The organism is Motiliproteus sediminis (assembly GCF_017912535.1).
In the GTDB taxonomy this organism is placed as follows: Bacteria; Pseudomonadota; Gammaproteobacteria; order Pseudomonadales; family Balneatricaceae; genus Motiliproteus; species Motiliproteus sediminis.
In genome coordinates this window covers 138,020-159,936 of record NZ_JAERQK010000002.1, presented here as the reverse complement: position 1 = coordinate 159,936, position 21,917 = coordinate 138,020, and the positions used below count along the sequence as shown (strand labels likewise).

21 protein-coding genes are annotated in these 21,917 nt (G+C 61.8%); 8 read left to right on the top strand and 13 right to left on the bottom strand.

Going from position 1 to position 21,917, the window contains the following annotated elements:
- Positions 1-11 precede the first annotated feature (11 nt).
- The 12 genes from JJQ76_RS05165 to JJQ76_RS05110 form a co-directional block, all read right to left on the bottom strand.
- Positions 12-1,871 (bottom strand): methyl-accepting chemotaxis protein, encoded by a 1,860-nt coding sequence (locus tag JJQ76_RS05165; RefSeq protein WP_210395654.1) that lies wholly within the window; start codon positions 1,869-1,871, stop codon positions 12-14.
- 57 nt (positions 1,872-1,928) lie between these two features.
- The gene (locus JJQ76_RS05160) at positions 1,929-2,351 is read right to left on the bottom strand and encodes a rhodanese-like domain-containing protein (RefSeq protein ID WP_210395653.1); all 423 of its coding nucleotides are present in this window, start codon (positions 2,349-2,351) and stop codon (positions 1,929-1,931) included.
- A gap of 355 nt (positions 2,352-2,706) precedes the next feature.
- Positions 2,707-4,002 (bottom strand): META domain-containing protein, encoded by a 1,296-nt coding sequence (locus JJQ76_RS05155; RefSeq protein ID WP_210395652.1) that lies wholly within the window; start codon positions 4,000-4,002, stop codon positions 2,707-2,709.
- Between the two features lie 58 nt (positions 4,003-4,060).
- Complete coding sequence (locus JJQ76_RS05150; RefSeq protein WP_210395651.1) at positions 4,061-4,825, bottom strand: pteridine reductase; 765 nt, start codon at positions 4,823-4,825, stop codon at positions 4,061-4,063.
- The gene (locus tag JJQ76_RS05145) at positions 4,818-5,921 is read right to left on the bottom strand and encodes a tRNA nucleotidyltransferase/poly(A) polymerase-related protein (protein ID WP_210395975.1); all 1,104 of its coding nucleotides are present in this window, start codon (positions 5,919-5,921) and stop codon (positions 4,818-4,820) included. Before JJQ76_RS05145 ends, JJQ76_RS05150 begins: the two co-directional genes overlap by 8 nt.
- A gap of 2 nt (positions 5,922-5,923) precedes the next feature.
- A complete protein-coding gene (gene glpE / locus JJQ76_RS05140; protein ID WP_210395650.1) occupies positions 5,924-6,250 on the bottom strand; it encodes a thiosulfate sulfurtransferase GlpE in 327 nt (108 codons plus the stop codon).
- Between the two features lie 33 nt (positions 6,251-6,283).
- Positions 6,284-7,096: a symmetrical bis(5'-nucleosyl)-tetraphosphatase gene (locus JJQ76_RS05135; RefSeq protein WP_210395649.1), complete on the bottom strand. Its 813-nt coding sequence runs from the start codon at positions 7,094-7,096 to the stop codon at positions 6,284-6,286.
- Entirely contained in the window at positions 7,096-7,485 is a 390-nt protein-coding gene (apaG, locus tag JJQ76_RS05130; protein WP_210395648.1) for a Co2+/Mg2+ efflux protein ApaG, read from the bottom strand. Before apaG ends, JJQ76_RS05135 begins: the two co-directional genes overlap by 1 nt.
- A complete protein-coding gene (gene rsmA, locus JJQ76_RS05125; RefSeq protein ID WP_210395647.1) occupies positions 7,482-8,306 on the bottom strand; it encodes a 16S rRNA (adenine(1518)-N(6)/adenine(1519)-N(6))-dimethyltransferase RsmA in 825 nt (274 codons plus the stop codon). Before rsmA ends, apaG begins: the two co-directional genes overlap by 4 nt.
- Before the next feature lie 3 nt (positions 8,307-8,309).
- Positions 8,310-9,308: a 4-hydroxythreonine-4-phosphate dehydrogenase PdxA gene (gene pdxA, locus JJQ76_RS05120; RefSeq protein ID WP_210395646.1), complete on the bottom strand. Its 999-nt coding sequence runs from the start codon at positions 9,306-9,308 to the stop codon at positions 8,310-8,312.
- Positions 9,308-10,600, bottom strand: coding sequence for a peptidylprolyl isomerase (locus JJQ76_RS05115; protein WP_210395645.1), 1,293 nt, complete (start codon positions 10,598-10,600; stop codon positions 9,308-9,310). Before JJQ76_RS05115 ends, pdxA begins: the two co-directional genes overlap by 1 nt.
- A complete protein-coding gene (locus tag JJQ76_RS05110; RefSeq protein WP_210395644.1) occupies positions 10,597-13,086 on the bottom strand; it encodes an LPS-assembly protein LptD in 2,490 nt (829 codons plus the stop codon). The genes JJQ76_RS05115 and JJQ76_RS05110 overlap by 4 nt, the downstream gene beginning before the upstream one ends.
- 160 nt (positions 13,087-13,246) lie before the next feature.
- Here JJQ76_RS05110 and JJQ76_RS05105 point away from each other — a divergent pair, with 160 nt between their 5' ends.
- From JJQ76_RS05105 to djlA, 3 genes are read left to right on the top strand one after another with little or no spacing between them, the layout of a single operon-like run.
- On the top strand, positions 13,247-14,296 hold the full coding sequence (locus JJQ76_RS05105) for an aminoglycoside phosphotransferase family protein (RefSeq protein ID WP_210395643.1): 1,050 nt from the start codon (positions 13,247-13,249) through the stop codon (positions 14,294-14,296).
- Positions 14,293-14,973: an N-acetylmuramate alpha-1-phosphate uridylyltransferase MurU gene (gene murU / locus JJQ76_RS05100; protein ID WP_210395642.1), complete on the top strand. Its 681-nt coding sequence runs from the start codon at positions 14,293-14,295 to the stop codon at positions 14,971-14,973. The genes JJQ76_RS05105 and murU overlap by 4 nt, the downstream gene beginning before the upstream one ends.
- A complete protein-coding gene (gene djlA, locus JJQ76_RS05095) occupies positions 14,970-15,794 on the top strand; it encodes a co-chaperone DjlA (RefSeq protein ID WP_210395641.1) in 825 nt (274 codons plus the stop codon). The genes murU and djlA overlap by 4 nt, the downstream gene beginning before the upstream one ends.
- A gap of 51 nt (positions 15,795-15,845) precedes the next feature.
- Here the strand turns inward: djlA and JJQ76_RS05090 are convergent, their stop codons facing one another.
- Positions 15,846-16,799 carry a DUF3530 family protein gene (locus JJQ76_RS05090; protein WP_210395640.1) on the bottom strand — a complete coding sequence of 318 codons (954 nt, stop codon included), beginning with the start codon at positions 16,797-16,799 and terminating at the stop codon, positions 15,846-15,848.
- Here JJQ76_RS05090 and JJQ76_RS05085 point away from each other — a divergent pair.
- The 5 genes from JJQ76_RS05085 to JJQ76_RS05065 all read left to right on the top strand — a co-directional run bounded on the left by JJQ76_RS05085 (position 16,798) and on the right by JJQ76_RS05065 (position 21,876).
- The gene (locus JJQ76_RS05085; protein ID WP_246480313.1) at positions 16,798-17,955 is read left to right on the top strand and encodes a lipid A deacylase LpxR family protein; all 1,158 of its coding nucleotides are present in this window, start codon (positions 16,798-16,800) and stop codon (positions 17,953-17,955) included. The two genes, JJQ76_RS05090 and JJQ76_RS05085, sit on opposite strands and share 2 nt — an antisense overlap.
- A gap of 60 nt (positions 17,956-18,015) precedes the next feature.
- Entirely contained in the window at positions 18,016-18,684 is a 669-nt protein-coding gene (gene rpe / locus JJQ76_RS05080) for a ribulose-phosphate 3-epimerase (protein ID WP_210395639.1), read from the top strand.
- A gap of 3 nt (positions 18,685-18,687) precedes the next feature.
- Positions 18,688-19,362 carry a phosphoglycolate phosphatase gene (locus tag JJQ76_RS05075; RefSeq protein ID WP_210395638.1) on the top strand — a complete coding sequence of 225 codons (675 nt, stop codon included), beginning with the start codon at positions 18,688-18,690 and terminating at the stop codon, positions 19,360-19,362.
- A gap of 156 nt (positions 19,363-19,518) precedes the next feature.
- Positions 19,519-21,006, top strand: coding sequence for an anthranilate synthase component I (trpE, locus tag JJQ76_RS05070; RefSeq protein ID WP_210395637.1), 1,488 nt, complete (start codon positions 19,519-19,521; stop codon positions 21,004-21,006).
- A 63-nt stretch (positions 21,007-21,069) separates the two neighbouring features.
- Positions 21,070-21,876: an ion transporter gene (locus tag JJQ76_RS05065; protein WP_210395636.1), complete on the top strand. Its 807-nt coding sequence runs from the start codon at positions 21,070-21,072 to the stop codon at positions 21,874-21,876.
- The last annotated feature ends 41 nt before the right edge of the window (positions 21,877-21,917 follow it).

Sequence of the window (21,917 nt, the reverse complement as noted above, 5' to 3'; positions counted from 1 at the left end):
GGGGCGTCCGGCTAGATTTTGAACTGCTCCACTACGGCACGCAGTTGGCGCGAGGCTTGGCGCATCTCCTGCGACGCACCGCTCATCTGTTCACAGCCGGCAGCCAGTTCGGTCGCGGTTTGGTTCACCGCGATGATACTGCGATTGATCTCGTTGGCCACCGCGCTTTGTTCTTCGGCAGCGCTGGCAATCTGGGTGTTGGATAGTGATATACGGTCCGATGCAGCCCTGATCTCGGTAAGTGCCTGACCCGTTTCCTCAATCTGGGCTTTGCAGGTTTCCGTTTGCGCCAGGCTCTGATTCATAACCGCGGCCGACTGCTGCGCCCCCTGTTGCAGCTGCTCGATCATCCCCTGGATCTCTTCGGTCGCGCTTTGGGTTCTGCCGGCCAGGCTACGCACCTCATCGGCAACCACGGCGAAGCCCCGACCCTGTTCACCAGCGCGCGCCGCTTCGATGGCGGCATTCAGGGCCAATAGGTTGGTCTGTTCGGCGATGCCGCGGATGGTGTTGGTGATGGTGCCGATCTGATCGACATTGTTAACCAGCTGCGTCATTGAGTCGGCGGCGTTGGTGACCCCGGTCGCCAGCTCCGTCACCCGCTGAATGGACTGGTTGGCCAAGTGATCACCCTGGCGCGCGGCCTGCTGGGTCTGGGTCGCGTCGTTCTCCGCTTTTTGGGCGCTGGCGGCAACATCGTCGGCGGTGGAGGTCATTTCGTCTACCGAGCGTGCCGACTGTTCCATTTCGCTTTTCTGCAGTTCGGAGTGGTGGCGGGTGAGCTCGGCAACTTCAGTGATGTGGGAGCTGGCTGTTTCCACCTGTTGGGCGCAATTATCAATCTGTTGCACCTGTTGGCGCAGGTTGGCGACCAAGTGCATCAAGGTTGCTGCCATCTGCTGCGAGTCGATCAAGCCAAGCGGTTCTATCTGACGGCTGAGGTCACCTTTGGCGCAGTACTCCATCTCACGGCGAATGTAGGCCATGGGGCGGAACACTTTGGTGGTTAACAGTGCCACTGCGACGATGGTGATAAGCATCACGGCCACCAGCATGGAACTAATGCCGATTAGCTTTTGCCGGTCCATGTCGGACATGAACGCGCTGCTGTCTTCTAACGCGGTGATGATGATGCCCGCGTTGCCGGCATCATCGATCAGGGGGTGGCTAATGGCGAAAAAGCCACCATGCCCCATGGTTTCTTGCCAGCGTTCGCTTTGAAACACGGTGTGGCCATCGGCGCGTGTAACTTGAATGGGCGCTTTGATCTGGTCAACAACCTGGCGCAGGTTGTGTGCCGTTTTCAGCACCACTTCAACGTAACCCCGCAGGCGCAGTCCACCCGCGGGTACAACCACGGAGATGTAGCTGTCGCCGTTGCTGTTCCATGCCTGTTGAACAATTTTCAGCCGTTCGGCGCCGCTGCGGTTCTTCAACACTGGTGCCAGTACGCTGGGCAGGACCTGCTCCAGCGATTCGCCTTTGCGGCTGGCCGCAAGGAAATTGAGGTCGCTATCGTAGGCGCGCAGTTTGGCCAGCTCCACGTAGCCTTCACTGACCAGTAGTTGGTTAAAGGCATCATCCATTACCCGCACCAGGTCGCCGCGCTCAGCCCCTTTCAGCGCGCTCTTGAACGCTTTGCCTGCGGTCAGATCCAAGCCGATCTTCTGCCCCAGCTCGCCGGTATCCTGCAGCGTTTGATTAACCGCGACGCCGAGAATGCGCGTGAGGGTGTTTTTTTGGTGGTATATGGCTGTCTGCTCGGCGCGTTCGCTGAGGGCGTAGCTGATACCCACACACACCACCGCGACCAGACAGAAAAGCCCGATAGCCAGTTGCTTGATTGAGAACCGGTTGATAAACGACATCATGGTGAAACCTGGGTTGCGGGGAGGCCGGCAGGGTGCCGGCCTGAGGAGAAAGCGGTGTTACTGTTCGATGGGGTAGCCTTTCTCGGTCCATTCGGCGATGCCGCCGCGGAGCCAGTAAACGCGGCTGTATCCTGCCTCAACGGCGATCTGTGCTGCTTCACCGCTGCGTGCACACTTGGGACCGTTGCAATAGAAGCATACCGGTGTGTCCTTGCTGGCAAGAATCTTGGCCAGCGAATCGGCATTGGTCTCGGTATTGATCAGGTAAGCCACGTCCGGGATATGGCCTTTGTCGTAATCGCCGCGGGTACGGGAGTCAACGATTACCAGATTGTCTTCACTATCAACCAGGTCCAGCAGCTCCTCGGCCGTGACGGTGGTCACGTTGGGGAAGCTCATGGGCTGAATATCGCCGGCGGCGGCGGTGACAGCGAACAGGGCGGCGGTGAGAAAAGTCAGGATTGAGCGGATGTACTTCATGGAAACCTCCAGATATTAGAATTACTTAATAGTAATGTGGCTAATACAAGGGGCGTGCTGATCTGGATCATGAATCGTAAAATATGACCATATCTCATTTTTGTGGACTTGGGCTGACGCGGGCTGATCGTCTTTGTGATCTATAAGTTATTGTATTTTTTAGATATATTCTTGGTTTTGATGTGGTCTTTTATGAGGGCGGTCTGACATCCTGTGTGGGCGTAAATGAAAAATGGTTCATGCAAGGTTGCCAAGGCGGGACGGCTGGAGGCCGAATCGGTGTCGGGGTAGCGGCGAATATGGCAACAGGCTGTGATAAGGCGGGGTAGCTATCACAGCCCGTTGGAAGCGTCTTCTAGCGCAGCTGGCGCGGATCGGTGAACGCTTTGATCGTTCCCAGCGAGCCTTCCAGTTCCAGCGCACCGTTAGGGGTGATGTCGAAACGCTGCATGTTCTCCAGCAGTCCGAACAGCAGTTGTTCCTGGTTGGCCAGTCGTGGCCGGCATGCCATCTTCGATGCCTGGATCTTGCCGATCAGCAGCTGGCCATTTTCCAGCTTCCACTGGGATGAGAAGCGATTGCAGGCGCTGTAGCCGGTGAGTCGGCCATCGGCTTCAAAACGGAAGTTGATCGGTGCCCGGCTCACCGGTGGTACATCACCGAGTCTATTGACTTGCCAGTAGCGTTCGGTCAGCAGGGCATGCGGTTCACCACCGCAGCCCTCGAAGTGGTCGTCGGTGGTGATGACATCGACTGCATAGGGGTAGGGCAACGGGCTGTCTGAGCCCCGACATAGTTGCGCCTGGAACCGGGCCACGATCGGGGCGAAGTTCTCTGCGCCCAGGTAGCGCAGGGCTTCACCGCCGCCGTGGTCGCCGAGATTAGCGGCACTCAGGCGCTGGTTGCTGCCCAGTTGCTCGAACTGCAGCAGTTGAGATGAGAGATGCAGATACCAGTCCGGGCCCTGCCCGCGTGCGCTTTGCGGGAGTGACAACCCCTGGCGGGGCAAGCATTCCGGCAGGCGTTGATCGGCCAGGGCGACCAGCAACCGCTCGCCATTGTCCACCAGTTGGGTGGTGTCCTGATCCAGTGACCAGTAGCGCTGGCCGGCGTCACTGCTGCCGCGGGCCTGCAGTCGGTGGAGCATGCCGCGGGCCAGCAACTGCGGGTGTCCGCCCAGATTGCCGTACACGATCTGCTGGTCGCCGCACTGGTAGGTTTGGCCGAAACGGACCTCGTCGGCGGTTTTCAGCAGCAACTGACCGGCGGGAACCGGGTCGAGGGTGACTTTCAGCGGGATGGGGTCTGAGGCAAGTTCCAGCCGCTGGCCGCGGGTTACCACCACCCGCATCTCGTCGAGCGAGGCCGGATCTCTGGGCGCCGGAACCGAAATGGCAAATTCGAGCGATGAGGAAACGTGGGTTGGCCGGATCGGAATATCGGCGACCAGTTCGTTGCCGTCGCGGCTGTAGCGACGTACCTGCATGTGCATTTCATGACCGGGGTCCAGGGCGCTGTAGCCCTGGGTGTAGACCTCCCCTACCACGGTCAGGGTGCTGAGGGTGCGCGGGTCCACCACGCGGGAAGCGGGGCCGGCACAGCCGTAAAGGGTCAGCGCGATCAGCAGGGGGGGTAACAATCCTTTCAGCATGATGTTCGTCCTTGGGGTTAAAGCGGTGTACGAGTTGGTGTGTCGCCTCACCAACCGCTTAAGGATACAGATTTTTGCCGCCGTCTACCGCAATGATTTGACCGGTGACGTAGCTCTGGCGAGCCAGAAACAGCGCGGTGGCGGCGATATCCGCGGGCGCTCCGAAACGCCCCAGCAGGGTGCTGTCGAGCACCAGCTGCTGCGACTCCGGATCCCGTGCGGCCGGGCCCTCCGGCGGTAGAATCGGTCCGGGGGAGATGCCGTTGACCCGCACCTTGGGTGCCAGCTCCTTGGCCAGCACTTTGGTCATCATCGCGGTGCCTGCCTTGGCGATACTGTAGGCGGCGTAGCCCTTGAGACCGCGCTCGCTGTGAACATCAACCAGATTGATGATCGCTCCCTGGCGGCGCGTCAGTTCATCGGCCAGCGCCTGACAGAGAAAGAAGGGGCCGCTGAGGTTGGAGCCGATCAGTGCCTGCCACTGGCTGCGATCGGTGCTGCCAAAGGGGGTAGGAAAGAAACTGGAGGCATTGTTGATCAGCAGGTCCAGGCGTTGCCAGACCGCTACCGCCTCCTTGGCAAGCCGCTCCGGCTCACCCTCATTGGCCAGGTCTGCCTGCAGGATATTAGCGCTGCCCGGGAGCTCTTGGTTCAGTGCCCCGGCTAGTGCGGCGGCTTCGGTAGCAGAGCCGCGATAATGCAGCAGCACCCGGTAACCGGCGGCGTGAAAGTGACGCGCCAGGGAGGCGCCAATACGTCGTGCGGCACCGGTGATGAGCACCACGGGTGGCTCATTGCTGGAAATCAGGTCGGGCTCAGACATGGGCGGATTCCGCGATTTTGGCCAGGCGGCGCCGGCGCAGCTCCTGGCCGAGAGCCGGGCCCTTGAACCCCTCCTTGACCAACGTGGCGGGGGCAATGGACTCCACCTGCTGACAGAGGCGAGCCAGTGCATCGGTATCGGTGGCCGGATCGAGTGCCTGGCTGCCGGCGACAAAGGAAGTCAGTCGTTCCGGCCGGCGGGCGAGGTCGAGGCACTCGTACAGCGCCAGCTGCTGCTCCGGCGTTAGGCGTTGCAGCGCCGCCATATCGGCGCTGTGTTGCGTCAGCAGGCGTGTTTGTTCGCGCACCGCCTTGGGGGCCTTCAGGCGCTCCAGCAGGGCTTCACCGGAGCCGCTTCCCGCCAGCGAGGCCAGCAGCACCGCCAGCCGCGTCGCTGGCGAACCGGTCTGGGCGCCGATGCGTTCGAGCGCCGCCGGTGCAGGGGCACCGGGGGGGCACAGCGGGCGCAGTTCGGGCAGCCAGTGATCGAGCCCGCCGCAGGCTGACAGGGTGGTGAAGAACGTCCAGGGGCTGCGCTCGCCAAGGGCGCGTTCCAGCTCTTTCCATACCCGCTCGGCACTGAGATCAGCCAGTTCGCCGTTGGCGGTGAGACGGTTCATCAACTGCAGCGTCTCCGGCGCGACGCGAAATCCGAGGTGATCGAAGCGGGCGGCGAATCGCGCTACCCGCAGCACCCGCAGCGGGTCCTCGGCGAACGCTGGTGATACATGGCGGAGTAGTCGCCCTTGCAGGTCGGCCTGGCCGCCGTAGGGGTCGATCACGCGCCCCTGCTCATCCTCCGCCATGGCGTTGATGGTCAGGTCGCGCCGCTGCAGGTCCTGTTCCAGCGTCACCTCGGGGGAGGTGTGAAACTCGAATCCCTGATAGCCGCGCCCCGCTTTACGTTCGGTGCGCGCCAGTGCGTACTCTTCGTGGGTTTCAGGGTGGAGAAAGACCGGAAAGTCCTTGCCCACCGGCTGGTAGCCCAGCGCTTGCATCGCTTCGGGGGTGGCTCCGACCACCACCCAGTCGCGGTCATAGACTGGCAGGCCGAGCAGTCGGTCCCGCACCGCGCCGCCGACCAGATAGATCTGCATGGTCACGGGCGCTCGCAACGATCTGGAAACTGCGCCTGCCAGGCTTCGTAACCACCGTCGATGCTGTAGACCTGCTCAAAGCCGCGCTCGGCCAGAAAGGCCGCCGCCGACTGGCTGGAGTTGCCGTGGTAGCAACATACCAGCAGTGGCGTGTCGAGGTCGTTCTCTTCGATAAACTGCTGCAGGTTGTGGTTGCTGAGGTAGCGGGCATCGGTAATATGGCCGCGTTCGAAGCTGGCTTCGTCACGAATATCGGCGACGACGGCGCCCTCTTCGATCAGCGTCAGAGCCTGGTGGCAATCGATCCGTTTGAAGGGCAGGTCGGTCATCGGGAATCTCCTGTGAACGGGTGCTGACGGCGATTAAGCATAGCCGCTGCTGGGAACCGCAAAGCGGGTGCCGTCTTGCAGCCGCAGCGCGGTCAAGCTGCCGCCCCAGACGCAGCCGGTATCCAGCGCGAAGCAGTTGGGGGTGGCGCAGTGTCCCTCGAGCGAGGCCCAGTGGCCGAAGATCAGTCGCTTGTTGGGGCTTTTGCGCCCGGGATGCTCAAACCAGGCGCGGTAGCCGACGGGAGGCTGATCGGCATTGGTCTTGGTTTTCAGTTCCAGGGTGCCGTCGGCGCGGCAGAAGCGCATGCGGGTGAGGTAGTTGGTGATCAGACGCAGACGGTCGAAACCGGCAAGGTCGTCACTCCAGCAGGCGGGCGTATTGCCGTACATGGCGGTATAAAATGCCGGCGCCTGTTCGGAGCGGATCACGGTCTCTACCTCGCGGGCATGGCGCTCGGCATGCTTGAGCTTCCAGGTGGGCGGAATGCCGGCATGGACCATGGCGTACCCCAGCTCCCGATCGCGGTGCAGCAGCGGCTGCTGCGCCAGCCAGTGAAGCAGTTCGTCACGGTCGGGCGCATGGAGTATTTCGTCGAGGGTGTCCTTGCTGCCGGCACGTTGGCCGTGGGCCACGGCCAGCAGGTGCAGGTCATGGTTGCCGAGTACGGTGACCGCACGTGCCCCCAGCTCGCGCACGAAACGCAGGGTATAGAGCGAGTCGGGACCGCGATTAACCAGATCGCCGGTCAGCCAGAGTTGGTCCTGATCGCCGAAACCGATCTGGTCCAGCAACTGGCACAGTTCGCGATAGCACCCCTGGATATCGCCGATTGCGTAAGTAGCCATCAGTGCAGGGCGCGGGGGACAGCCAGGGTGAAGGCGGGAATCGGCGCCTTGAAGTGTTCGCCGTCGTCGGTGCGCATGTCGTAGTGGCCCTCCATGCTGCCCACCTCAGTGCCGATTACGGTGCCGCTGGCATAACTGTAACTGCCGCCGGGGGCGATACGGGGCTTCTCACCCACCACGCCTTCGCCCTGAACCTCTTGCAGGCTGCCGTCGCCGTCGGTAATCCGCCAGTAGCGACTGAGCAGCTGCACCGGTTCCATCAGGCCGTTGGTGATGGTGATGTGGTAGGAAAACACGTAGCGCTGGTTATCCGGGTCGGATTGTTCATCGATGTACTGGGTTTCCACATCCACGCGAATGGGCGGATAGAGCGGGTCGTCGCTGATCATGAGGGGTCGGTCTCCTCCGCCTTGACGGCGGTATAGCGATCGGCGAGAGCGATAAATTCGGCCAGCGTCAGGCGTTCGGGGCGAATGCCCGGGTCGATGCCGGCCGCTTCGATCTGCTCGGCGTCGATCAGCGGCTTGAGGTTGTTGCGCAAGGTCTTGCGACGCTGGCCAAAGGCGGTGCGGACCAGCGTCGCCAGGTCGTCGTCGTCGGCTGCCCTGAGCGGCAGCTCGGCGTAGGGCTGCAGGCGGACGATGGCGGAATCGACCTTGGGGCGCGGGTCGAAGGCTTCCGGCGGCACCAGAAACAGGTTGTCCACCCGGCAGCGGTACTGGGCCATGATGCCGAGGCGGCCGTAGGCGCTTTCGCCCGGTTGCGCCGCCAGCCGCTCAACCACTTCTTTTTGCAGCATAAAATGCATGTCGCTGATCAGATTGGAATAGCTCAGCAGGTGGAAGATCAGCGGGGTGGAGATGTTGTAGGGCAGGTTGCCCACCACTCGCAGCGGGCGTTGGTCATGCTTGAGGCTGCCAAAGTCAAACTGCAGGGCGTCGGCATGGTGAATGCGCAGGTTGTCCTCGTAGCGAAAGAACTGGGTGCGCAGAATCGGAATCAGGTCACGGTCGAGCTCCACCACGTCCAGCTCGCCCGCACCCTCCAGCAGCGGTTCGGTGAGCGCGCCGAGGCCGGGGCCGATCTCGACCAGACGCTCGCCGGGCTTGGGGGCGATGCTGCGCACGATCCGAGCGATGACGCCCGGGTCCTGCAGAAAATTCTGGCCGAAGCGCTTGCGCGCCTGATGGCCGGCGGGTTTTTTAGCCATGAGTTACCTGATTGTGGTGTCCGCACCGGCCATTTCGGCGGCGCAGGCGATAGCGGTTTGCAGGCTGCCCAGCTCACCTCGGCCGCTGCCGGCAAGGTCGAGGGCGGTGCCGTGATCGACTGAGGTGCGGATGATCGGCATCCCCAGGGTGATATTGACGGCGGCACCGAAGCCTTTGTGTTTGAGCACCGGCAGCCCCTGATCATGATACATCGCCAGCACCGCATCAGCACCCTGCAGACTGTGGGGAGTAAACAGGGTGTCGGCGGGCAGCGGGCCTACCAGATCGAGGCCTTCGCTGCGCAGTTGTGCCAGTGTCGGCTCGATCACGTCGATCTCTTCGCGTCCCAGGTGTCCACCCTCGCCGGCGTGGGGGTTGAGGCCGCAGACCAGAATGCGCGGCGCTGCCAGCCCAAAGCGCTGGCGCAGGTCGCGGGCGAGGATACGGGTGACGCGGCTGATCCGCTCCGGGGTGATGGCCGCCGGCACCGCAGACAGCGGCAGGTGAGTGGTGACCAACGCTACCCGGAGTCCCTCGGTGGCCAGCATCATCACCACCTCGTCGACCCCGGTGAGCTGCTGCAAAAACTCGGTATGGCCGCTGAAGGGGATGCCGGCGTCGTTGATCACCCCCTTGTGCACCGGGGCGGTGACCAGCGCATCATAGCGGCCGTCGAGGCAGCCGTTGGCGGCCAGAGTCAGGGTGTCGAGCACGTAGCGGGCGTTGGCCGGGTCGAGTTGGCCGCAGATGACCTCTGCGCGCAGCGGAATCGGGTCGATCCACAGCTCGCCAGCAGCGCTGGGGTGAGCCGGTTGGGAGGGATCGTAAGGTCGCAGTTCAAGCGGCAGCCCGAGTTGCTTGGCGCGCTCCAGCAGCAGCGCCGGATCAGCGACGGCGATCAGCTGGTGCGGTTGCGGCTGCTGTGCCAGACGCACGCAGAGATCGGGGCCGATTCCGGCCGGTTCCCCTGGCGTCAGTGCCAGGCGGGTGACGGCGGGCATCAGAGTTTGGACTCGATGTAGGCCTGTGACCGTAGCTCTCGCATCCAGTTGGAGGTTTCTTCTGCGAATTTGCGCTTACGGATGGTTTCGCGGGCCTGGTTGGCCAGAATCCGGTCGCCGAAGTCCTGCGAGCGGCGCTCCAGTACCTCAAGAATATGCCAGCCAAAGCGGCTCTGGAACGGGGCGCTGAGTTCGCCTACCGCGGTCTGGTTCATTGCGCCTTCGAAAGCCGGCACCATCTGCCCCGGTGAGGCCCAGCCCAGCATGCCGCCCTCGCTGCCGCTGCCGGGATCATCGCTGTAGCGGCGCGCCAGCTCGTCAAAGGGTTCGCCGTTGCTGATCCGCTGGTGAATCTCATTGATCAGCGATTCGGCCTGCTGTTCGTTGCGGATCTCGCTGGTCTTGATCAGGATATGGCGCACTCGGGTCTGGTCGATCATCTGCACGCTGCCGCCACGTTGCTCGATGATCTTGAGCAGGTGAAAGCCGCCGCCAAGCCGAAAGGGGCGGGTGATGTCGCCGGGGGATTTGTCAGCCAACTGCTCACCGAGTTTCTCCGGCAACTCGCTGAGGTTGCGCCAACCGATGTCACCGCCTTCCAGCGCACTCTGACCCTTGGAGTGAGCCACAGCGAGACGGGCAAAGTCGGCTCCCTGCTGCAGTTCGCGGTAGAGTTTATCGGCCTTGTCGCTGGCAGCCGTGAGCTCAGCCGCGGTGCCCGGTTCAGCAATGGGGATCATGATGTGCTGCAGGTGCAGGTCGGGTTCGGCGCTGCGCTGCCCCTGCTCCGAGGCGAGAAAGTTCTCCACCTCCTGGTCACTGATCTGGATCCGTTGGTTCACCAGTCGCTCGCGCACCTGAGTAATCAGCATCTCACTGCGGATCTGCTCGCGGACTTCGCGATAATCCTGACCTTCCGCCTCCAGCTGGTTCTTGAACTGCTCCAGGCTGAGGTTGTTGCTGGCGGCGATGCGTTCTACGGTGCGGTTGAGGTCGGGGTCGGTAACCTTGAAACCGTTCTGCTCCGCCTGCTGCATCTGCAGTTCGTCGGAGATCATCTTCTCCAGTACCTGCTGTAAAAATTCCTTGCGCGCAGGGATCGGGGTGTTGCGTTCCTGCAGCTGTTGTTCGATCACCGCGGCGCGGCGTTCGAGTTCGGTTTGCATGATCACGTTGCTGTTGACGATAGCGACCACCTGGTCGAGCAACTGCTCCTGTGCCTGGGCGGCGCCACCGGTCAATAACGTAGTCAGCAGCAGGGTGCGGCTGAGGGCGGAGAAACGGCTTGTCATAAATCCTCTCGTTCTTCGAATCCGGTAATGTCTTTGAGGAAGCTCTTGGCACTGCCGCCGCTGTCACCGGCAGCTTGCGCACCCAGGCTGCCAAGGCCTTTGAGCACAATCTGGAAAAAGATACCTTCGTTTTCCCGCTGCACGCTATTGTCGTTGATCCAGTAGCGGTACAGGGTGCGGACCTGCCAGCAGCAGTTCTCATATTCCAGACCTGCGATCTGGTCCAGAGGTTCACTGTTTTCCAGATCCTGCAGCCAGCGGCCGACCACGCTCCAGCGGCTGTTGAGCGGCCAGATCAGTGACAGGTCGAGCTGTTCCAGTTCGTCGTCAGTGAAGCGGTAGTTGGTGTGGAACTGATGGTCAAGATCGCTGCGGTAACCGAGCTTGAAGTTGCGGACCCTGTTGTGGCTGAAGTCCTCGGTCCACAGCGCGTCGGCACTCAGGGTCAGGGCGTCGCTGGCGCGCCAGGAGGCTTCGGCGGCGAACTCCGAACGCTCCTCTTCCAGTGCCGGCGCGCCGCCGTCCAGGCGCACCTCGCGATCTTCAAAATAGAAAATCTGGCCACCGCTTAGGGCGAAACGTTCGCGGCCGCTGCTTTCGAGAAAGCGGCTGGTTACGCCGATCGTGGCCTGTCGGGTGTCGCCGGTACGATCGCGGCCGCTGAAGCGGTCCTTGCGGAACAGTTGGCCGAAGCCGAAGGTGAGTTCACCGCTATCGAAGTTGGGCAGCTCGCTCTGATCCCTGAAGGGTGCCTCCACCAGAAACAGCCGCGGTTCCAGCGTTTGAATGTAAGCATCTTCGCCCAGACTCACCGGGCGTTCAAAGAACAAGCCGGTATCGAGGCTGAAGCGCGGCTGGGTACGCGAGGGCGCATCGTCTGTGCCCGCAGGCTGGTTTTCCAGCGCGTAGCGGGTATGGCTCAACTCAATGCTGGGGCGAATGAAAGCCCAGGGCCAGTTAAAGGGGGTGCCGATGCTTGCCTCGACATAGGCGCGATCACCCGTGGTACGGGCGCTGCCGGTGAAGTCCTCGGGGTTGCGGTCGAAACGGGTGACCTCCGCCAGGTATTTGAGCTGCAGCCGGTCGCTGTTCCAGGCTGCGGGCGAACCCCAGAAGGTGGCTTGCGGTAGTTTGGCGTAGGGGTCGGTGGTGGCCAGGTCGATCACCTGATAATCCTGCGCCACCAGTGAAAAATTGTGGCTGCTGCCGCTGTAGTTGACGCTGCCCAGTTGCTGCAGATGGGTGTCCCGGTTGATATCCAGATGGGTGCCCAGATCGTCAAAGTAGGTTTCATCGCTGACCCGGGTAAAGTCGATCTGGGAGCGCCAGCCGCGGGCGGGACTGCCGCTGTGGTCGAAGCCGAACAGCCAGCGGTCGTCGCCCTGAATCTTGTCGCTGCCGAGCCAGGAGGTACTGAGCGCAAACAGCCCCACCGGGTGCAGATAGCGGAACTCGTTCTCCAGCTGGGTGCCGCGTTTTTCTATCTGCCGGATGGTCAGGGTGTCATCGTAGTGGGGAGCGAGATTAAAGTAATAGGGAACGGTGATATCAACGCCGTTGGTTTTATCCACCGACAGGCGCGGCGGCAGGAATCCCGACATGCGACGGTCATCGATGGGGAAGTACATATAGGGGACGTAGAGTACCGGCACATCTCCCAGCCTCAGGGTAGCGTGGGAGACCGATCCCAGTCCGGTGTCGGGGCGGAGTACGATCTCACTGCCGTTGATGGTCCAGGAGTCGTTGCCGGGCTGGCAACGGGTGTAGCGGCCGTCGTGAATCACCACATGGCCGTTTTCAAGCCGCTCAATGGAGTCGGCGTCGCCGCGTAATTCGCTGGCATGGATCACGAATTCGGCGTCGCGCACCGTAGCGCCCCCTTTGCCAAAGTCGATCTCCGCGCGCTCGCCCAGCAGCAGCAGGTTGGGCTCTCGTATCTGTACCAGCCCGTCCAGTTGGGCCTGTTCGGCCTGGTGTTCGATGGAGGCTTGCTGGCTGCGGATCTGGCGATCGCCCTTGCGCAGGTAAACATTCCCCTCGAGTCGGGTCAGGCGGTTGCCTTCAGTATTGCTGCTGTCGGCGCTGGCGAAAATGGGCTGCTGGTCATCCGGGAGCCTGCCGTCGTCGAAGCGCAGTCGAGGGGTCAGGTAGCCGCCTTCGCAGTGGGTTTGCGGCGAGACTCCGTCAGGGTGCGGGTACCAGTCCAGGTAGGCGAACGGGTTGCCACTGAAGGGGTCGGCATAGGCGTCGGGGTAGGCAACCAGGAACCCGCTAGCCCTGGCCGTGGTCAACCGAGCGCTCTGTTCGGGGACGGCGCTGGCGGTGGCTGCTGTTGCCGGGGTGGCCGGGCCGTTGCAGTTCCAGCCATCGTCAGTGGCACTGCAGTCCCAACCGCCGCCGGCTGCTGCGGTCGCCGTTGCCGGGAGCTGGCTGAGAACCAGAGCGAGCGACAGGGCAGCAAGGCGTGAACAGGGTTGCAGGGACATGAGGGGGTGCTGGCTCCCGGGGCAGCGTGCCGGACGGGAATGCCCTGTCCGATCATGATGGTTTTCTTGTTACTATGCGCGTTTCCACAGCAACCGCGAATGATAAAGCATCGGGGAGAAGGGGGAAATCCCTGTGCACCCCCTGGAGTCGGAGAATTAGATGGATAAGCGGCGTGAACAGTTGCGTACCTGGATTGCAGCGACCTTTGAACGTCTGGGTATAGACCTGACACCGGACTGGTCGCTGGACACTGTCTCTGGCGACGCCAGTTTTCGGCGCTATTTTCGCGTGCGCAGCCACAACCTGAGCTGGATCGCCGTTGATGCGCCGCCTGATAAAGAGGACAGCGCGCCTTTTGTCGCGATCGCCCGCGCCTGGGAACCGCTGGAGATCCATGCACCAAAGGTGCATGAGGCCGACCTGACGCAGGGGTTCATGTTGCTGTCAGATCTGGGAGATGAGCTGTATCTGCCCCATCTCAACGCGCACAATGCTGATCAGCTCTACCACAAGGCGATGCTGACCCTGACCCACATCCAACAGTGCCGCTCAATCCTCGGCAAGCCGCTACCGCCTTACGATGAGGCGCTGCTCAAACGTGAGATGGCGCTGTTTGGCGACTGGTTTGTCACCCAGCTGCTGGGCCAGCAGCTGGGCAATAAAGAGCAAAATATGCTGGCGGCGGTAGAGCAGCGTCTGGTGGATTCGGCGCTGGATCAACCGCAGGTCTGCGTCCACCGCGACTATCACAGCCGCAATCTGATGGTCACCGCGGAGGCGACGCCGGGTGTGATCGACTTTCAGGACGCCGTACTGGGGCCGGTGACCTACGATCTGGTATCGCTGTTGCGTGATTGCTATATCCAGTGGCCCGAGGAACAGGTGGAAAGCTGGGCTCTGAGGTATCAGCGGATGGCAGAAGAGGCCACCATCATGGCGGTAGTACCGGCAGCGCAATTCTTGCGTTGGTTCGACCTGATGGGGATGCAGCGTCATCTTAAAGTGTTGGGCATCTTTGCCCGCCTGATGCTACGAGATGGCAAAGTCGGCTATCTAAAGGATATTCCGCTGACCTTTCATTACCTGCTCAGCGTTGGGGAGCGCTACCCGGAGTTTGCCGGCCTTTCCCTGTTGCTACGCGAGCGGTTGCTGCCGGCGATGGCGCAGAGTGGTTACTTTGACGCCAAGGCGCTGGAGGCGATCGGGTGAAAGCGATGATTCTTGCCGCCGGGCTTGGAACCCGGATGCGGCCGCTGACCGACCACTGCCCTAAACCGTTGTTACAGGCGGGTGGGAAAGCGCTGATCGTGCACCATATCGAGCAGCTGGCCGCGGCCGGTTTCCGCCAACTGGTGATCAATACCGCTTATTGCGGCGAGCAGATCGAAGCGGCACTGGGCGACGGTGAACCCTGGGGTGTGCAGATCGCTTATTCGCGCGAGGGCGAACCTCTGGAAACTGGCGGCGGTATTTACCGTGCGCTGGCGCTGCTGGGTGATCAGCCGTTTCTGTTGGTTAACGGCGATATCAGTTGCGACCTCAATTTTGGCACGTTGCCGACGCTGGGTGATGATCTTGCCCATCTGGTACTGGTCGATAATCCGACGCACAACCCCGGCGGGGATTTTGTCCTCGATGATGCCGGTCGGGTGAGCAGTGACGGTGCCGGACAGCGCCTGACCTTCAGCGGTGTCAGTCTGCTCTCGCCGGCACTGTTTAACGGCCAGAGCGATGGTGCGTTTCCCTTGGCGCCGCTGTTGCGCCGGGCGATGGCGGCGGGGCGTGTTGGCGGACAGTATCATTCGGGGTTCTGGCTCGACGTGGGAACACCGGCGCGGCTGCAACAGCTGGATCAGCATTTTCGGAGCAAGGAGCAGGAGTTATGAAAGCGGAGCAGTTCGGCAGTCTGGTGTACAACAATCGCACCGGCATTCTGATTGGCGCGCTGCTGGGGCTGTTCAGCGGTGGCTTCATCGGTCTGCTGTTTGGTGCAGCTGTAGGCTACGGTCTGCAAAACGCTTTCAACGGCTTCAAGCTCAGTACGCTCAATCCGCAGCAGGCGTTCTTCGAGGCTACCTTTGCGGTAATGGGTAAGCTGGCCAAGGCCGACGGTCGGGTATCCGAGAACGAGATCCAGTTTGCCCGCGATGTGATGGCGCGGATGAATCTGTCCGTAGATAAACGCCAGCAGGCGATCGAGCTGTTTACCCGCGGCAAACAGTCCGACTTTGATATCAATGAGGTGATGGTGCCGCTGGCGCGCCTGATACGTCACCGCCGCTCGGTCAAGCAGATGTTTGTCGAAATCCAGCTGCAGGCGGCGTTTGCTGATGGTGACGTCAGCCCGCAAGAACTCAGCGTGATACAGGCGATCTGCACCCAGCTGCAGATCAGCTACGCCGACCTGGAGCAGATCCTGTTTCGCTGCCGCGCCGAGCAGGCTTTTCACGGGCAGGCCTATCGCTCGCACCAGCAGGGTGAGGCCAGCGGCGAGCGACTGGCCGATGCCTACGGAGTGCTTGGAGTAAGCGAAAGCGCCACTGATGCCGAGGTTAAGCGCGCCTATCGCAAGCTGATGAGCCAGCATCACCCCGATAAGCTGATCGCCAAGGGGTTGCCGGAAGAGATGATGCAGCTGGCTAAAGAGAAAACTCAGGAGATTCAGGCCGCCTACGACCGGGTGCGCAAGGCACGTGGACAGCGCTAGACAAGCGCCATGCTGTGCCGGACTTCAGGCCGTGGGTGTGGGGCACAGGATCTAGCCTCGACGCCCCGGGCGCTGCTGGCCACGGGCCGGCTCCGGTTCCGGCTGGGGCTGGGGTTGCGAAGCGGCCTCGAGTCGCTTGTCGATCATACCGCTGATCAGGGACAGCAGGCGTGGGTCGGTCTGACGCCAATCGTCGGCTTGCGGTGGCATGCGGACGCTGAAATAGCTTGAGTGGCCGGCGCGGCGCGCGGCATCGGCGCGCAGCTTGGCGGCGCGCGCTGCGGCAGTCTGGCCCAGACCATCGCCGTGGTAGAGGTCCAGGGCCGGCATCGACAGGGCATCGGTCAGTTGGTGCAGCGGCTGCACCGCGGTGTTGGGTTCACTGGCATCGATCAGAATCGGGTAGAGTTGCTCCCCCAGGTGTTCGCTGACGTAGCGGTTGGTCCAGTAGCCACCGCTGCCTTCACCGATCAGGTAGATCTTGGTGGCGCCGCGTTCGCGCAGAGCGGCCAGCGCGGTCTCTATCCGTTGGCTGATGCGCAGGTAGTGGTCCTGCAATGGTGACTCTTCGTTGCTGGTTGCGGCATCGCTGGCACTCTCAAAGCGCGGCAGCAGTGGCAGCGGTTCGTCCGGCAGGGCGATGGCCAGGGTGTGCCAGCCTTTATCCGGTAGTCCGCGGCGCAGTGTTTGCATCGCCCCGGGCCAGTCGGGGCTGGTACGGTCGTGGGGCAGCAACAGAACTCCGCCCCGGGGCTGGGGGCGGTTGGCGGGCTGGTACAGGGCCAGATAGGATTCGTGCTGGGTTTCCAGCCACAATGGAGTGGTGCTGGCGGGCTGACTGGCGGCCAGCGCGATCATCCGCTCCTGCTCCTTGTCAGGCAGCAGCCGCTCGCTGTCGCCTGCGGGCGGGGTAGCGTCGGCTGCTGGGTCGGCGGCCAGCGCCGCGCCCGCCAGCAGCGACAGGCCAAGGGCTAAAAAACAGGTACGCCAGAGGGGAGTATGCATGGCGGCGATTATACGCAGCTTCAGTACTGAAACCTACCACGCCGGAGTGAGTTCCGGTTGTAGTGGCGTGCGGCCCATGCTGGGAGGGATGCTGCTGTTGTTCTCTCTGCTGGGACAAAGCGCGGTGGCTGATTGTGCGGCCCCTTCGACAGTACAGGGTCGGGAACACTGGGTAGGCAACCTGTATTTTGAAAATGACCTGTTCGAGGAGACTGATCAGAACTACACCAATGGCATTCGGGTGTCGCTGATCTCACCTGTTCTCGCCAGTTTCACCGATGACCCACAGCTGGCGCCCTGGATCATCGCGCTCAACAAGGCGATGCGGGGGGTGTTGCCCGGCGACGAGGGTAACTGTCTGCAGGAGCGGCGGTTGGTATTCAGTATTGGCCAATCAATTTATACCCCCGAGGATATCAACGCCACCGAGGTGGTGTCGGACCAGCGCCCCTACGCAGGCTGGCTCTACACCGGAGTGGCTTATAATCTGCGCCGTGATAACCGGCTCGATACCCTTGGCCTCAATCTTGGTATGGTGGGACCGGCGGCGCTGGGGCAGGAAACGCAGGACTTTATTCATGAACTGCGCGGATTTGCCAAGTTTCAGGGCTGGGATAACCAGCTCGATAATGAACCGGGGCTGCAACTGATCTGGGAGCAGAAACGCAAGTGGGGAAATACGCGGGCATTCGGTGGCTGGGGGAGCGATCTTATCCTCCATGGGGGCGGCAGTCTGGGTAATGTGGCCACCTACCTGAATGCCGGCGGCGAAGTGCGCCTGGGCTGGAATATCCCCGACGACTTCGGCACCTCGGCGCTGCGGCCCGGAGGTGACAACAGCGCCCCCGGGGCTGATTATCACCCCTCGCCGCTGGACGCGGCCCGGCTGGACAAACTGCGCCGCGGAGTGCACCTGTTCGCATCGCTGGACGGGCGTTGGGTGCTGCGGGATATCTTCCTTGACGGCAACAGCTTCAGCGACAGTCATAGTGTTGACAAGGAGCCGCTGGTGGCGGACCTGGCCTACGGCGTGGCGCTGGTGCTGGGTGATCTGGAGATCTCTTACGCCCGTATCTTGCGAACCAAGGAGTTCACCACTCAGCCCAGCAGCCACGATTACGGTTCCTTGTCGCTCAGCTGGACACGGCTGTTCTGAGCTGGCCGCGGTTGGGGTAGAATAGCGGCCGAATTCAGCGACCAGCCGTCCGGGGACTCCATGACCGATTTTCAGATTGCACCTTCGATTCTTTCCGCCGACTTCGCCCGCCTGGGTGAAGAGGTCGACAACGTGCTGGCGGCCGGGGCCGACATCGTCCATTTCGACGTGATGGACAACCACTACGTGCCCAACCTCACCATCGGCCCGATGGTGTGCAAGGCGCTGCGTAACCACGGCATTCAGGCACCGATCGACGTTCACCTGATGGTCAAGCCGGTGGACCGGATTATTGGCGACTTTATCGAGGCTGGCGCCACCTATATCACCTTCCACCCGGAAGCGAGCGAGCATATCGACCGCAGTCTGCAGCTGATCCGCGATGGTGGTTGCAAGGCGGGACTGGTGTTCAATCCCGCCACCCCGCTGCACTGTCTTGAGCACGTGATGGACAAACTCGACATGGTGCTGCTGATGTCGGTCAACCCCGGGTTCGGCGGGCAGAAGTTTATTCCCCATACCCTCAACAAGCTGGCCGAAGCGCGCCAGCTGATCGACGCCAGTGGTCGTGATATTCGCCTGGAAATCGACGGTGGCGTGGGGGTCGGCAATATTGCCGAGATCGCCCGCGCGGGGGCCGATACCTTTGTCGCTGGTTCTGCCATCTTCAATACCGACGATTACGCCGCCACCATCGCCGCCATGCGCGCCGAACTGGCCAGGGTCTGATCGATGTCGCCTTTTTCCACCCTGCCGCCGGAGGCGGTACTGTTTGATCTCGACGGTACCCTGGTAGACAGCGTACCCAGCCTGGCTGCCGCGGTGGACCGTACTCTGGCCGCGCTGGGGCGACCGCAAGCAGGTGTCGACAAGGTGCGCGACTGGGTAGGCAACGGTGCGCAGAAGCTGGTCGAGCGCGCGCTGGCGGGCAACCGTGAGGCGCTTCCCGCACCCGCTGCCGATCAGGTTGAGGACGCATTAGCACTGTTTCTGGAGTTTTATGGCGAACAACCGGAAGTGGGCACCCGGCTCTATCCCGGCGTCAGCGAATGCCTGCAACAACTGAGTGCGCGTCAGGTGCCGATGGCGGTGGTGACCAACAAGCCGGAGCGCTTTGTGCCGCCGCTGCTGGACAGCTTTGGGATCGACGGCCACTTCGCGCTGGTGTTGGGCGGCGACAGCCTGGCAACCAAAAAGCCCCATCCGGCACCGTTGCAGCATGCGGCCGAGCATTTCGGCGTGGCGCCCGAGCGTTGCCTGATGGTGGGTGATTCGATGACCGATGTGCGCGCCGCCCGCGCCGCAGGGATGCCGGTGGCCTGTGTCAGCTATGGCTATAACCACGGTACTCCCATCAGTGAGGCGGGGGCCGATTGGACGGTTGATTCACTGACCGAGCTGCTATAAGGTTTTTTGCCTTGATTTACCCATTACCTAACGTCTGACTAAGGGTCTACCGATGGCCGATATGCGCCCCACAGCAATCGCGCGCAGCCAACGATGGCGAGGCTGAGAACATACTGTCGCCTCGTTGTTGTTGATCTTTGTTGAATGGATAGACCCATGACCCCTGAACGTTTTGCCGAACTGGCCGCCGCCAACTACAACCGTATTCCCGTCAGCCGTGAAGTACTGGCTGATCTCGACACCCCGCTGAGCACCTACCTGAAACTGGCCGATGGCCCTTACAGCTACTTGCTGGAATCGGTGCAGGGCGGAGAAAAGTGGGGGCGCTACTCCATCATCGGCCTGCCCTGTCGTACCGTGCTCAAGGTGCACGACCACGAGGTCAGCGTCACCACGGACGGTGAGGTGGTAGAGCAGCAGCACAGCGATGACCCGCTGGCCTTTGTCGAGAGCTTTCACCAGCGCTACCGGGTACCCCATATCGATGGTCTGCCGCGGTTCAACGGCGGGCTGGTGGGGTACTTTGGCTACGACACCGTGCGCTATATCGAACCCAAGCTCAGCAATATTCCGCCGGATGCACTGGGAACCCCCGATATTCTGCTGATGGTGTCTGACGAGCTGGTGGTGTTCGATAACCTGAGCGGCAAGCTGATCCTGATCGTGCACGCCGATCCGGCTGAAGAGGGCGCCTTTGAGCAGGCCGGGCTGCGTCTGGATGAGCTGGTGGCGAGGCTGCGCTTTGCCGTGCCGGGCGCGGTGGAGCCGCCTGCAGCAACCGGACGGGTGAACGAAGACGACTTCGTGCCCGGCTTTGAGCAGGACGCGTTCGAAGCGGCGGTAGACAAGATCAAAGAGTACATCCTGGCCGGTGACGTGATGCAGACGGTGATCGCCCAGCGTATGTCGATTCCGTTCAGCGCCCGGCCGCTGGATCTTTACCGTGCGCTGCGCTGCCTCAATCCCTCGCCCTACATGTACGCTCTTAATCTGGGTGATTTTCATGTGGTGGGCTCGTCGCCGGAGATCCTCGCGCGGCTTGAAGACGGTGAGGTCACCGTGCGTCCTATTGCCGGTACCCGCAAGCGCGGGGCCACTCCCGAGCAGGACAAGGCGATGGAGGAGGAGCTGCTGGCTGATCCCAAGGAGATCGCCGAGCACCTGATGCTGATCGATCTTGGCCGTAACGACGTCGGTCGGGTGGCAGAGATCGGCACGGTCGAGCTGACCGACAAGATGGTGATCGAGCGGTACTCCCACGTGATGCATATTGTTTCCAACGTCACCGGTAAGCTCAAACCGGGCAAGAGCGCCATCGATGTGCTGCGCGCCACCCATCCTGCCGGTACTTTGAGTGGTGCGCCCAAGATCCGGGCGATGGAGATCATCGACGAGCTGGAACCGGTCAAACGCGGCGTCTACGGCGGCGCGGTGGGGTACCTGTCCTGGAACGGCAACATGGATACCGCCATCGCCATTCGTACTGCAGTGATCAAGGATGGCACGCTGCATATTCAGGCCGGTGCCGGGGTGGTGGCCGACTCCATCCCGCGGCTGGAGTGGAAAGAAACCATGAACAAGGGGCGGGCGGTGTTCCGCGCCGTCGCGATGGCGACCCGCGGGTTGGACAATATCAGCGAATAAACCCGTCAGTGATGCAACCGACATGGCGGCGGACGTTCGTTCGTCGCCGGTGAGACCCTGCCCATGAATACCTCAGAACTTCAGGCTACCTTCGACCGAATCCGCAGCAACAAAGCGTTCGAGCTGTTTGTGGTGGCGGTGATAATCGCCTCAGCGCTGCTGGTGGGGGTGAAAACCTACGAACTGCCGCCGACGCCGCAGCGGTTGCTGGGTTGGCTCGACCACCTGATCACCGCCTTCTTTCTGACCGAGATCACCATCCGTTTCCTCGGTGAAGCCAATCGGCGCGATTTTTTCAAGAATCCCTGGAACCTGTTCGATACCCTGATCGTGCTGATCAGTCTGATCCCGATCGATAACAGCGATATGGCGCTGGTGGCGCGTCTGGTGCGGGTGTTTCGGGTGCTGCGGATGGTCTCCATCGTGCCGGAGCTGCGGATGCTGCTCAACTCACTGATCAAGGCGCTGCCACAGCTGGGTTACGTGCTGCTGCTGATGTTTATCATCTTCTACATCTACGCCGCCATCGGTGCCACCTTGTTCGAAACCATCAACCCGGAGCTCTGGGGTGATATCGCTATCTCAATGCTGACGTTGTTCCGGGTGATGACCTTTGAGGACTGGACCGACGTCATGTACGAAACCATGGCGGTTTATCCCCTGAGTTGGTTCTACTACCTCAGCTTTATCTTTTTTACCGCCTTTGCCTTTCTCAATATGGTGATCGGTATCGTGGTCAACGTGATGAACGACGAGCATGAAAAATTGCTCAAGCAGCAGGCGCTGGAAGCGCACGAGCCGACCATCGCTGACCTCTACGCCAAGCTGGAACAGCTCGAACAGCAGCTGGCCGAGCGGGAGCGGCGCTGACAGACCCGAAAAAAAACCGGGCTTGGCCCGGTTTTGCTGAT